This window comes from Pseudomonas sp. SB113, from assembly GCF_040754745.1.
GTDB classification, from domain to species: Bacteria; Pseudomonadota; Gammaproteobacteria; order Pseudomonadales; family Pseudomonadaceae; genus Aquipseudomonas; species Aquipseudomonas grimontii.
In genome coordinates this window covers 95,335-107,728 of record NZ_JBFMHW010000002.1, presented here as the reverse complement: position 1 = coordinate 107,728, position 12,394 = coordinate 95,335, and the positions used below count along the sequence as shown (strand labels likewise).

General features: G+C 60.5%; 10 protein-coding genes and 1 pseudogene. 10 read left to right on the top strand and 1 reads right to left on the bottom strand.

From position 1 onward, the window contains the following. Position 1 precedes the first annotated feature (1 nt). The 8 genes from AB1462_RS03325 to AB1462_RS03290 all read left to right on the top strand — a co-directional run bounded on the left by AB1462_RS03325 (position 2) and on the right by AB1462_RS03290 (position 8,663). Positions 2-703 carry an SPOR domain-containing protein gene (locus AB1462_RS03325; RefSeq protein WP_027605014.1) on the top strand — a complete coding sequence of 234 codons (702 nt, stop codon included), beginning with the start codon at positions 2-4 and terminating at the stop codon, positions 701-703. Positions 704-960: 257 nt separating this feature from the next. Continuing rightward, the gene (hslV, locus tag AB1462_RS03320; protein WP_010563201.1) at positions 961-1,491 is read left to right on the top strand and encodes an ATP-dependent protease subunit HslV; all 531 of its coding nucleotides are present in this window, start codon (positions 961-963) and stop codon (positions 1,489-1,491) included. 37 nt (positions 1,492-1,528) lie between these two features. Next, entirely contained in the window at positions 1,529-2,866 is a 1,338-nt protein-coding gene (gene hslU / locus AB1462_RS03315; protein ID WP_090400980.1) for an ATP-dependent protease ATPase subunit HslU, read from the top strand. 79 nt (positions 2,867-2,945) lie between these two features. Next, positions 2,946-3,323, top strand: coding sequence for a gamma-butyrobetaine hydroxylase-like domain-containing protein (locus tag AB1462_RS03310; RefSeq protein WP_065925716.1), 378 nt, complete (start codon positions 2,946-2,948; stop codon positions 3,321-3,323). A 249-nt stretch (positions 3,324-3,572) separates the two neighbouring features. Continuing rightward, the gene (phaC, locus tag AB1462_RS03305; RefSeq protein WP_090400981.1) at positions 3,573-5,252 is read left to right on the top strand and encodes a class II poly(R)-hydroxyalkanoic acid synthase; all 1,680 of its coding nucleotides are present in this window, start codon (positions 3,573-3,575) and stop codon (positions 5,250-5,252) included. A gap of 146 nt (positions 5,253-5,398) precedes the next feature. Further along, positions 5,399-6,244 (top strand): poly(3-hydroxyalkanoate) depolymerase, encoded by an 846-nt coding sequence (phaZ, locus tag AB1462_RS03300; RefSeq protein ID WP_053140530.1) that lies wholly within the window; start codon positions 5,399-5,401, stop codon positions 6,242-6,244. 88 nt (positions 6,245-6,332) lie between these two features. After that, complete coding sequence (gene phaC, locus AB1462_RS03295) at positions 6,333-8,015, top strand: class II poly(R)-hydroxyalkanoic acid synthase (RefSeq protein WP_259193438.1); 1,683 nt, start codon at positions 6,333-6,335, stop codon at positions 8,013-8,015. A gap of 27 nt (positions 8,016-8,042) precedes the next feature. Next, the gene (locus AB1462_RS03290) at positions 8,043-8,663 is read left to right on the top strand and encodes a TetR/AcrR family transcriptional regulator (RefSeq protein WP_090400983.1); all 621 of its coding nucleotides are present in this window, start codon (positions 8,043-8,045) and stop codon (positions 8,661-8,663) included. A gap of 16 nt (positions 8,664-8,679) precedes the next feature. On the opposite strand, the pseudogene AB1462_RS03285 reads toward AB1462_RS03290, so the two are convergent. Further along, positions 8,680-9,276 (bottom strand): annotated as a pseudogene (locus AB1462_RS03285) (LuxR C-terminal-related transcriptional regulator); the annotation flags it as partial. An 11-nt stretch (positions 9,277-9,287) separates the two neighbouring features. Here AB1462_RS03285 and AB1462_RS03280 point away from each other — a divergent pair. Together AB1462_RS03280 and AB1462_RS03275 are read left to right on the top strand one after the other, a co-directional pair. Next, positions 9,288-9,656: a molecular chaperone gene (locus AB1462_RS03280; protein WP_367246153.1), complete on the top strand. Its 369-nt coding sequence runs from the start codon at positions 9,288-9,290 to the stop codon at positions 9,654-9,656. A gap of 112 nt (positions 9,657-9,768) precedes the next feature. Then, entirely contained in the window at positions 9,769-12,393 is a 2,625-nt protein-coding gene (locus tag AB1462_RS03275) for a fimbria/pilus outer membrane usher protein (protein ID WP_367246152.1), read from the top strand. Position 12,394: the final 1 nt, after the last annotated feature.

Sequence of the window (12,394 nt, the reverse complement as noted above, 5' to 3'; positions counted from 1 at the left end):
GTTGGCTGCCAAGAAAAAACCTGCACCCAAGCGCGGCGCCAGCCGCTACCAGGCCCCGGCGAAGAAGCCGATCCCGGGCTGGTTGTGGATGGCCATCGGCCTCACGGTCGGCGCGTTTATCGTGTTCCTGATGAAGCTGGACCCAGGCCAGGGCGATGACGTCAAACGCGTCAAGCAGGAACAGCAGAAGGCCACGAAAATGGCTGAAGCCAACAAGACCGCACCGAGCCCAACGGCACCGGTAAAGCCGAAGTACGACTTCTATACGCTGCTGCCGGAATCGGAAGTGATCGTGCCACCTGACGCCGTGCCGGAGAAAACCCTGCCGACACCGCAAGTGCCGACCACCCCGGTAACCCCGGCAGAAGCTGCGAAAATCGACACCGCGCGGGCCCAGGCCGCACTGGCCGGGATTACTCCGCCACCAGCACCACCGGTTGCGGAGACCAAAGCCGCCCCTGTGACCAAGTTCTTCCTGCAAGCGGGCTCCTTCCCGAAACAGGCGGACGCGGATCGCGTGCGTGCGCAGATCATTCTGCTGGGCCAGACGGTGACGGTGGAGTCCGGCACGGTGAAGGACGCGACCTGGTATCGCGTACTGGTGGGGCCGTTCAGCAACCGCGAACAGCTGACCGTGGCACAGAAACAATTGGCCGGCGCCGGGTTTAGCAACCTGTTGTTACAACAGCGCCAGAGCCGCTGATTTCGAGACACACCAGCATGAATGTGGGAGGGGGCTTGCCCCCGATAGCGGTAGTTCAGTCAATATTTTCGGCGACTGATACACCGCTATCGGGGGCAAGCCCTCTCCCACATTTGGTTTTGCAGCGCCCTGGAATGTGTGTCAGACCGATAAACACCACTCGTCCGCCATAAACCCCTATGGTTGAAATCCCCCCTGCCACCCCCATATGAGTTTCCATCAGGGCATTTTCGCCCCGCTGCGTGGAGACTCTCCCCTTGACCACCATCGTTTCAGTACGTCGCCACGGCAAAGTCGTCATGGGTGGCGACGGCCAGGTTTCCCTGGGCAATACCGTGATGAAAGGCAATGCGAAAAAAGTGCGTCGCCTGTATCACGGCCAGGTCCTCGCCGGTTTTGCCGGTGCCACCGCCGACGCCTTCACCCTCTTCGAGCGCTTCGAAGGCCAGCTGGAAAAACACCAGGGCCACCTCGTACGCGCCGCTGTCGAACTTGCCAAAGAATGGCGCACCGACCGCTCCCTCAGCCGCCTGGAAGCCATGCTGGCCGTCGCCAACAAAGATGCATCCCTCATCATTACCGGTAACGGCGATGTGGTTGAGCCTGAACATGGCCTGATCGCCATGGGCTCCGGCGGTGGTTATGCACAAGCCGCAGCCAGCGCACTGTTGAAGAAAACCGACCTGTCGGCCCGCGAAATCGTCGAGACTGCCCTGGGCATCGCCGGCGATATCTGCGTGTTCACCAACCACAACTTCACCATTGAGGAGCAGGACCTCGCCGAGTAAGCCGTAGGCTTATTCCCGCTTGAGGCCGCCAAACACTATGTCCATGACTCCCCGCGAAATCGTCCATGAACTCAATCGCCATATCATCGGCCAGGACGATGCCAAGCGCGCCGTTGCCATCGCGCTGCGTAACCGCTGGCGCCGGATGCAACTGCCGGAAGAATTGCGTGTTGAAGTAACACCGAAGAACATCCTGATGATCGGCCCGACCGGCGTCGGTAAAACCGAGATCGCCCGACGCCTGGCCAAGCTGGCCAACGCGCCGTTCATCAAGGTCGAAGCCACCAAGTTCACCGAAGTCGGCTATGTGGGCCGCGATGTGGAGTCGATCATTCGTGACCTGGCCGACGCTGCCCTCAAGCTGCTGCGCGAACAGGAAATGACCAAGGTCAGCCACCGCGCCGAAGACGCCGCCGAAGAACGCATCCTCGACGCCTTGCTGCCACCGGCACGCATGGGTTTCAACGAAGACGCCGCACCAGCCTCGGATTCCAACACCCGCCAGCTGTTCCGCAAGCGCCTGCGTGAAGGCCAGCTGGACGACAAGGAAATCGAGATCGAAGTCGCTGAAGTCTCTGGCGTAGACATCTCCGCACCGCCAGGCATGGAAGAGATGACCAGCCAGTTGCAGAACCTGTTCGCCAACATGGGCAAGGGCAAGAAGAAAAGCCGCAAGCTCAAGGTGAAGGAAGCGCTGAAACTGGTGCGCGACGAAGAAGCCGGGCGCCTGGTGAACGAGGAAGAACTCAAGGCCAAGGCCTTGGAAGCCGTTGAGCAGCACGGCATCGTGTTTATCGACGAGATCGACAAGGTCGCCAAACGCGGCAACTCCGGCGGCGTCGATGTATCCCGCGAAGGTGTGCAGCGTGACCTGCTGCCGCTGATCGAAGGCTGCACCGTCAATACCAAGCTGGGCATGGTCAAGACCGACCACATCCTGTTTATCGCTTCGGGTGCGTTCCACCTGAGCAAGCCAAGCGACCTGGTGCCCGAGCTGCAAGGCCGCCTGCCGATTCGAGTAGAGCTGAAGGCGCTGACCCCAGGCGACTTCGAGCGCATTCTCAGCGAACCGCACGCGTCGCTCACCGAGCAATACCGTGAGCTGCTGAAAACCGAAGGGCTGGGCATCGAGTTCCTGCCGGACGGTATCAAGCGCCTGGCGGAGATTGCCTGGCAGGTCAACGAGAAAACCGAGAACATCGGTGCGCGTCGCCTGCACACCTTGCTTGAGCGCCTGCTTGAGGAAGTGTCCTTCAGCGCCGGCGACCTGGCCGGGGCGCAGAATGGCGAAACGATCAAGATCGATGCCGACTACGTCAACAGCCACCTGGGCGAATTGGCGCAGAACGAGGACTTGTCGCGGTACATTCTGTAAGCCGCAAGCTGTAAGCTACAAGCCGCAAGTTGAGCACGTTCAACTTGCAGCTTGTAGCTTGCAGCCCAAGGTGTCCCCAATGCCGAAATTCCCCACCGCTGTTAATTTGCACAAAACCTCCAACACCCTCGGCCTCACCTACGGGCCCGACGAGGTTTATCAATTGCCCGCCGAACTGCTTCGGGTGCACTCGCCTTCCGCCGAGGTCCAGGGCCACGGCAAACCTATCCTGCAATTCGGCAAGCTCAACGTGCGCTTGACCAAGATCGAACCGGCGGGCCAGTACGCACTGAAATTGACCTTCGACGACGGGCATGACAGCGGACTGTTCACCTGGGACTACCTCTACCAATTGGCCGTGCGTCAGGACGCGTTGTGGGCCGATTATCTTGCCGAGCTCAAGGCGGCCGGCAAAACCCGCGATCCGAGCGAATCCGTCGTGCGGCTGATGCTCTAGTCCAGGCCTCTTGCTCTTTAGAGAGCATTTTCTAATTTCATCTGCTTGAATGCCCTGTCGCGTGGTCAACGATTGGCCCGCTTGCGAAAAAAATTAAACTCGGGTAACCAATGGAACTGGCAAGTTCCCTGCATTTGACGATGCGGTATCAACGGTCACCCGAGTCGCAGTACCTGGCTTGTGTTGTGTATCGAAACCTGGTGCGCAGCGGTACCCGGTACTCGTCTTTCGGACAATGGAGCGTCGTAGATGAGTAACAAGAACAACGATGACTTGAAACGCCAGGCCTCGGAAAACACCCTGGGGCTCAACCCGATCATCGCGTTACGAAAAAAGGATTTACTGGCCTCGGCCAAGATGGTGCTGACCCAAGCCATCAAGCAGCCGTTGCACAGCGTCAAGCACGTCGCCCACTTTGGCGTTGAATTGAAGAACGTGATGTTCGGCAAATCGCAGTTGCAACCCGAAAGCGATGACCGTCGCTTCCACGACCCCGCCTGGAGCCAGAACCCGCTCTACAAACGCTACCTGCAAACCTACCTGGCGTGGCGCAAGGAACTGCACGACTGGATCGGCGACAGTAACCTGTCGGACCAGGACATCAGCCGCGGCCACTTCGTGATCAACCTGATGACCGAAGCCATGGCCCCCACCAACAGCGCGGCCAACCCGGCGGCGGTCAAACGCTTCTTTGAAACCGGTGGCAAGAGCCTGCTCGACGGCCTGTCGCACCTGGCCAAGGACATGGTGCACAACGGCGGCATGCCGAGCCAGGTCAACATGGGCGCATTTGAAGTGGGCAAGACCCTGGGCATCACCGAGGGTGCGGTGGTATTTCGCAACGACGTGCTGGAGCTGATCCAGTACCAGCCGATCACCGAACAGGTGCACGAACGTCCCTTGCTGGTGGTACCGCCGCAGATCAACAAATTCTATGTATTCGACCTGAGCCCGGAGAAGAGCCTGGCGCGCTTCTGCCTGCGCAACGGCCAGCAGACCTTTATCGTCAGTTGGCGCAACCCGACCAAGGCCCAGCGCGAGTGGGGCCTGTCGACCTATATCGAAGCGCTCAAGGAAGCGGTCGATGTGGTCACCGCGATCACCGGCAGCAAAGACGTGAATATGCTCGGTGCCTGCTCCGGCGGCATCACCTGCACCGCCCTGCTGGGCCACTACGCGGCGCTGGGCGAGAAGAAGGTCAACGCCCTGACCTTGCTGGTGAGTGTGCTGGACACCACCCTGGACACCCAGGTGGCGCTGTTTGTGGATGAGCAGACCCTGGAAGCGGCCAAGCGCCACTCCTACCAGGCCGGCGTGTTGGAAGGCCGCGACATGGCCAAGGTATTTGCCTGGATGCGCCCCAACGATTTGATCTGGAACTACTGGGTGAACAATTACCTGCTGGGCAATGAGCCGCCGGTATTCGACATCCTGTTCTGGAACAACGACACCACGCGTTTGCCGGCGGCGTTCCACGGTGACCTGATCGAGCTATTCAAAAACAACCCACTCGTACGCGCCAATGCCCTGGAAGTGTGCGGTACGCCGATCGACCTCAAGCAGGTCACGGCCGATATTTACTCACTGGCCGGCACCAACGACCACATCACGCCATGGCAGTCGTGCTACAAGTCGGCACAGCTGTTTGGCGGCAAGGTGGAGTTCGTACTGTCCAGCAGCGGGCATATCCAGAGCATCCTCAACCCGCCCGGCAACCCCAAGGCGCGCTACCAGACCAGCGATAGCCTGGCGGGCAAGCCACTGGAGTGGCAGGAGAATGCGACCAAGCACACGGATTCGTGGTGGTTGCATTGGCAGGTGTGGCAAGCGGAGCGAGCGGGCAAGCTGAAGAAGGCACCGACGACTTTGGGTAACAAGACCTATGCCGCAGCGGAAGCCGCCCCAGGGACTTACGTACACGAACGCTAAATTGAAATGCGTTCAAATGTGGGAGGGGGCTTGCTCCCGATTGTGGCGTGTCAGGCACAACATCTGAAACTGGCACACGGCTATCGGGAGCAAGCCCCCTCCCACACTGACTGCATTCCAGCTGTAACACTTCACAGGGCTTGAGCATGCCGCAACCGTTCATCTTCCGTACCATCGACCTGGATGGCCAGACCATCCGCACGGCGGTACGCCCGGGCAAGCCCCACTTGACGCCGTTGCTGATCTTCAACGGCATCGGCGCCAACCTTGAGCTGGTGTTTCCGTTCGTCCAGGCCCTGGACCCGGACCTGGAAGTGATCGCCTTCGATGTACCAGGCGTGGGCGGTTCCTCGACGCCCAACCGGCCCTATCGCTTTCCCGGCCTGGCCAAGCTCACCGCACGCATGCTGGACTACCTGGACTATGGCCAGGTGAACGCGGTAGGCGTGTCCTGGGGCGGCGCTTTGGCGCAGCAGTTTGCTTACGACTACCCGGAGCGCTGCAAGAAGCTGATCCTGGCGGCGACCGCTGCCGGTGCCTTTATGGTGCCAGGCAAGCCAAAGGTGCTGTGGCTGATGGCCAGCCCCCGGCGCTACATCCAACCGTCCCACGTGGTGCGCATCGCACCAATGATTTATGGCGGCTCGTTCCGCCGCGATTCGAAACTGGCGGCCGAGCACGCGAGCAAAGTGCGCTCGGCCGGCAAGCTCGGCTACTACTGGCAACTGTTCGCGGGGCTGGGCTGGACCAGCATCCACTGGCTGCACAAGATCCGCCAGCCCACCCTGGTGCTGGCCGGGGACGACGACCCGCTGATCCCGCTGATCAACATGCGCATGCTGGCCTGGCGCATTCCCAACGCACAGTTGCACATCATCGATGACGGCCACCTGTTCCTGATCACCCGGGCTGAAGCCGTGGCGCCGATCATCATGAAGTTTCTCGAGGAGGAGCGCATGCGGGCCGTGATTCACCCGCGACCAGCGGTGTAAGGACCACACCGCCGCGCAACTTGCCGAGAACCGACTATGGTTCTGAATTGGCGTGCCTGTTGATGGCTTGACGAAGGAGTGTTGGCTCATGCGAGAAAGACCCGTGACGAACCCGGCGCCCACCCCCGCCGCGTTCATCAATGCGCAAAACGCGATCACCGGCCTGCGCGGTCGGGATTTGCTGTCGACCCTGCGCAGCGTTGCCGCCCACGGCTGGCGCAACCCGGTGCATACCGCCCGTCACGCCCTGGCCCTCGGCGGTCAACTGGGTCGCGTGCTGTTGGGTGAGACCGTGCACGAGCCCAACCCACGGGACAGCCGTTTCATCGACCCGACCTGGACGCTCAACCCGTTCTACCGACGCAGTCTGCAAGCCTATTTGAGCTGGCAGAAACAGACCCGCCACTGGATCGACGACAGCTCCCTGAGTGCCGACGACCGTGCCCGCGCGCACTTTGCCTTCGCCTTGCTCAACGACGCCGTCTCACCGTCCAACACCCTGCTCAACCCGCTGGCCATCAAGGAGTTGCTCAACTCCGGCGGCAGCAGTGTGGTGCGCGGCGTGAGCAACCTGTTCGACGACCTGCTGCACAACAACGGCCTGCCACGCCAGGTGAGCAAACAGGCCTTTGAAGTCGGCAAGACCGTGGCCACCACCCCAGGCTCGGTGGTGTTTCGCAATGAGCTGCTGGAGTTGATCCAGTACAAGCCCATGAGCGAAAAACAGTACGCCAAGCCGCTGCTGATCGTGCCGCCGCAAATCAACAAGTACTACATTTTCGACCTGAGCCCGGCCAACAGTTTTGTGCAGTACGCCCTCAAGAATGGCCTGCAGACCTTCATGGTCAGCTGGCGCAACCCGGACGTGCGCCACCGCGAATGGGGACTGTCCACCTATGTGGCGGCGCTGGAGGAAGCGCTCAACGTCTGCCGGGCCATCACCGGCGCCCGCGAGGTCAACCTGATGGGCGCCTGCGCCGGTGGCCTGACCATCGCCGCCCTGCAAGGCCACTTGCAAGCCAAGCGCCAGCTGCGCCGCATCTCCAGCGCCAGCTACCTGGTGAGCCTGCTGGACAGCCAGATCGACAGCCCCGCCATGCTGTTCGCCGATGAGCAAACCCTCGAAGCCGCCAAACGTCGTTCCTACCAGCAAGGCGTGCTCGACGGCCGCGACATGGCCAAGGTGTTCGCCTGGATGCGCCCCAACGACCTGATCTGGAATTACTGGATCAACAATTACTTGCTGGGCAAGGAACCGCCCGCGTTCGACATCCTGTACTGGAACAACGACAACACGCGCCTGCCCGCCGCGTTGCATGGTGACTTGCTGGACTTCTTCAAACACAACCCACTGAGCCATCCCGGCGGCCTGGAGGTGTGCGGCACGCCCATCGACTTGCAGAAAGTCACGGTGGACAGCTTCAGCGTGGCCGGGATCAACGACCACATCACGCCGTGGGACGCGGTGTATCGCTCCACGCAATTGCTGGGGGGTGAGCGGCGCTTCGTGCTGTCCAACAGCGGGCATATCCAGAGCATCCTCAACCCACCGGGCAACCCCAAGGCCAACTACGTCGAAAACCCCAAGCTGAGCAGCGACCCACGCGCCTGGTACTACGACGCCAGCCATGTCGAGGGCAGCTGGTGGCCGCAGTGGCTGGCGTGGATCCAGCAGCGCTCGGGCGTACAGCGCGAAACCCTCACCGCCCTGGGCAACCAGAATTACCCACCGATGGAAGCGGCACCGGGCACCTACGTGCGAGTGCGCTGAGCTCAACGACCCCATTAAGAAGACTGGATGAAGACCCGCGACCGTATCCTTGAATGTGCCCTGCAGTTGTTCAATCAGAAGGGCGAGCCAAATGTATCGACCATGGAGGTGGCCAATGAAATGGGGATCAGCCCCGGCAACCTCTACTACCACTTCCATGGCAAGGAGCCACTGGTCATTGGCCTGTTCGAGCGTTTCCAAGGTGAGCTGGCGCCGTTGCTCGACCCGCCGGCGGATGCGCAACTGAAGGCCGAGGACTATTGGTTGTTCCTGCACCTGATCGTCGAGCGCATGGCCCACTATCGGTTCCTGTTCCAGGACTTGTCCAACCTGGCCGGACGCCTGCCGAAACTGGCCAAAGGTATTCGCAACCTGCTCACGGCGCTCAAGCGCACCCTGGCATCCTTGCTGGCGCGATTGCAGGCGGCGGGGCAAGTGGTCAGTGACACCCAGGCGCTGGGGCAACTGGTGGAACAGATCACCATGACCTTACTGTTCTCCCTGGACTACCAGCGGATCCTTGATCGTGAAGGCGAGGTGCGGGTGGTGGTGTACCAGATCATGATGCTGGTCGCGCCGCACTTGTTATTACCGGCACGGCTGGCGACAGAGCGATTGGCATTGCGCTATCTGGATGAACACGTTTGACGTCCCATCCCCCACGCTAGCCAAACTGGTGACTGAACTTGAATAGTTCGCTGTCACTGCTAATGCCCAGCTTCCGGTAAGCCGATTGTTTTTGCGTACTGATCGTACTTGCACTTCGCGAGAACTTGGCGGCAATTGAATTTACTGACATTCCATCAAGAAAACACCGCAACACCTCCTGCTCTTTGGGCGTAAGGCAGGCGTTCAATTCCAACGAACTTGATAAGTCCACTTTCTTCTTTACATTCGCGACATCAAGTACTGAATGCATGCCCTGAAGCGCAGGCACCATACAAGGCTGCAGGTAAATCCGGCCTTGGGCGACGGTTCGAATAGCTGTAATCAATTCAGACAGGTTTTGGGTTTTCCCCAGAATTCCCCAACATCCGGCTTTCAACGACAGTGACACGGTGGCAGGCGTGTAGTGCGAACACACAATCAAAGGCCTGCATTTACCGAAGCGCCTGTTCAGTGCCTGAAGCAGGCTAAGGCCATCGCTGTCCGACGGCGCCAGGATAAAGTCCATCACTACAACATCCGCAGGCCGCCTGGAGAGCGCTTCCAGCAAATCCCTGCCCGTGCCAAAGGAACCGATCACATCGAAGTCGCCCTCTTTGCAATCAGTTGCAACTCGCCTTCCGGACCCGGATCAAGCTGTTTTTTCGTCCGTCGAATCTACCGTACGCGGCCGAGGCCGCGCCCGAAAAATTGCAATGGCGTCGAGACTCAACCGAGCATGGTCAGGCACTGGAAGTCTATAACCCGAGCCCGTATCACGTGACCTTCGAACACATCGAATTGCAGGACTCCGGGCAGCGTCATCCCCGTGAACCGGCAGCATCAGGCGCCGGGAACATGGTGGTACCTGGAGGTCGTAATAGCTTTGAGCTACCTACGCTCAAAACACCGGCGAGGACTGCCGCAACCGTCGAGTTCCAGACGCTTGACGACTTTGGGGTAAAAGTCTCCCACAGCGCCGAGGTATCCCCATGACTGCCCGGACTCGCCGCCCACCGTAGCGTCCAGACATCCAGCCATCGGCTGGCCACACAGACCACGTCATCACACACATTTGGATGCCCATTTATTCGGGCAGGAACTCCCTATGCCTAAATTCGGGCAGCAACTACCTCCGGGAACGGTAAACATAAGTTTGAGCACACCCAGAGGCGTAAGCAGCAGCTCCCTGGAACGTCACCGCTCAGCGCTTGCGATACACAGCGTGCTGGCGGTATGTGGCGTTTATGCAGCAACCGCCCAGAGTGCCGAACGTGTTGAGTTCAACCCGGCTTTCTTTCCTGACGGCGCAGCCGGCTTGCAGGTGGATATTTCAAAATTCAGCCAGGGCAACGTCGTACTGCCCGGCAACTACCGCTCCGATATCCACCTGAACGGCCAATGGATCGGACGCGAAACCCTGGCCTTCACTGCGGTCGCAGGCCAGTCGTCGGCGCAATTGTGCCTGGAGCGTGAGGCACTGCTCCGATTTGGCATCAACGTGGATGCAGAACCCACACAACCCACCGACTCGAGTACGCCGCCTGCATCGGCGTTCTCCAGTTGCGCCGACATCGCGACTTACCTGCCGGGCGCCAGCAGCCAATTTGACTCGGGTGAAAACCGCCTGGACTTGCAGGTACCCCAGATTTACCTGGCACGCAAGGCGCGGGGTTACGTCGACCCGCAGCACTGGGACAGCGGCATCAATGCCGCCTTCGTGCGTTACAACGCCAATAGATTTGCCTCCCTGGCCAATGGAAGTTCGCTCAGCGCCAACTACCTGGGCCTGAATGCCGGCCTCAATCTGGGAGATTGGCACTGGCGCCATAACGGCAGCTACAGCCAAACCAATATCGGTTCTGGCTATCAGAGCAGCGCCACTTATGTGCAGCGCGAAGTGAGCACGCTGCAATCACAACTGATGATGGGCGAGATCTATACCTCAGGGGAGCTGTTTGACAGCGTGCGCCTGAAGGGCGCCAGCCTGTTCAGCGATGACCGGATGCTGCCTGACTCCCTGACGGGCTTTGCCCCGGTGGTGCGCGGTGTTGCCGAGACCAATGCGCGCGTCACCGTGCGCCAACGCGGTGTGTTACTGGACGAAGTGTCTGTAGCGCCTGGCCCGTTTGTCCTCAACGATTTGTTTCCCACCGGCTACGGGGGTGACCTGAACGTCACCATCACCGAGGCCGATGGCCGCACGCGGGAGTTCATCGTGCCGTTCGCCGCCAACGCCAACCTCCTGCGTCCAGGTCACAGCCGTTACTCGTTGAGCATTGGTCAGCTGGATGAAATCGGCCTACGGCACCCTCCCACGCTGATGCAAGCCACTTACCAGCATGGCCTGAGCAATCTGCTGACCGGGTACACCGGCGCGGTGTTTGCCGACAACTACCGATCGCAATTGCTCGGCGCGGCATTCAATACGCGGCTCGGCGCGCTGTCCCTTGACCTGACCCACTCCAACGCGTACCTGCCGGGCCACGGTTCACGTGAGGGGCAAAGCCTGCAATTGCGCTACAGCAAAAACTTCGCCGACACTGGAACCCACTTCGCTCTCGGCGCGTACCGCTACTCCACCGAAGGCTTCCTGGCCCTGAGCGATGCCGCACGCGTGCGCAACCTCGCCATTGACGGGCTGAGCCTGGACAACGTGTCACGGCTACGCGACAGGATGGACATCAGCCTCAGCCAAAGCATGGGTAACGGCTCGGTGTATCTGACCGGCTCTTCGCAAAATTATTGGAACCGCAAAAGCGGCAACCTGACGTTCACCACAGGTTACAGCGGCACCTGGAAGAACCTTCACTACACCGTCAGTGCGCAGCGCACCCGCGACTTGCTGAGTGACCGGGTCGACAAGCAAGTGGACCTCACCGTCAGCCTGCCACTGGGCAGCGACGCACGCTCGCCAACCTTGACCACCACGGCCTATCGCGGCGATCAAAGCAGCGGCGAGCGAGTCAGCCTGGGCGGCAGTCTCGGCGAGCGCAGTGAGTTCAGCTACGGCGTGGGGGCCAGCCGGACGCTCGGCGGCGGTAACGCAACCAGTGCAGACGTGAAATACCAGACAAGCCATGGCCTGCTATCCGCCGGTTATGGCCAGAGCAATGCATATCGCGCGACATCGTTTGGCATGACCGGAGGTATTGTCGCCCACGCTGACGGTGTGACCTTCGCTCCAGAATTGGGTGACACCATCGGCATCGTCCAGGCGCCCGACGCCTTGGGCGCGCGGATCAATGGCAACCACCGTTCACAAGTCGGAAAAAGCGGTTTTGCCGTGGTGCCTCACCTCACACCCTACCGTCAGAACGTCGTCGAACTCGACCCTAAAGACCTGTCCGTCGATGTGGAACTCAAGACCGCCGCGCAAAACGTGGCCCCACGCGCCGGGTCGGTGGTGAAGTTGCAATTCGAGACCGTAAGCGGCCAGGCCTTGTTGATTAACGCACCGCGCGAGGATGGCAGCCCGCTGCCATTCGGCTCGGATGTGTTCGATGAAGACGGCGCGAGTGTCGGCGTGGTCGGGCAGGGCGGTAAGGCGTTCGTGCGCGTATCTCGCACGCAGGGGCAGTTGACGGTCAAGTGGGGGGCTGATGCCAGCGCCACATGCCGACTGCGCTACGACCTCGGCTCGCAACCGGATGCTGAGGGTGCCAGCCGTTTGCGGCAATTGGACTCGGGCACCTGCCAGGTCGAGTCGGCCAATTTTTCACTGAGGGAGTGAC

Coding starts and splice junctions, on each gene's coding strand:
- hslU (WP_090400980.1), top strand. CDS start 1,529: ATGTCCATGACTCCCCGCGAAATCGTCCATGAACTCAATCGCCATATC.
- AB1462_RS03310 (WP_065925716.1), top strand. CDS start 2,946: ATGCCGAAATTCCCCACCGCTGTTAATTTGCACAAAACCTCCAACACC.
- phaC (WP_090400981.1), top strand. CDS start 3,573: ATGAGTAACAAGAACAACGATGACTTGAAACGCCAGGCCTCGGAAAAC.
- phaZ (WP_053140530.1), top strand. CDS start 5,399: ATGCCGCAACCGTTCATCTTCCGTACCATCGACCTGGATGGCCAGACC.
- phaC (WP_259193438.1), top strand. CDS start 6,333: ATGCGAGAAAGACCCGTGACGAACCCGGCGCCCACCCCCGCCGCGTTC.
- AB1462_RS03290 (WP_090400983.1), top strand. CDS start 8,043: ATGAAGACCCGCGACCGTATCCTTGAATGTGCCCTGCAGTTGTTCAAT.
- AB1462_RS03275 (WP_367246152.1), top strand. CDS start 9,769: ATGCCTAAATTCGGGCAGCAACTACCTCCGGGAACGGTAAACATAAGT.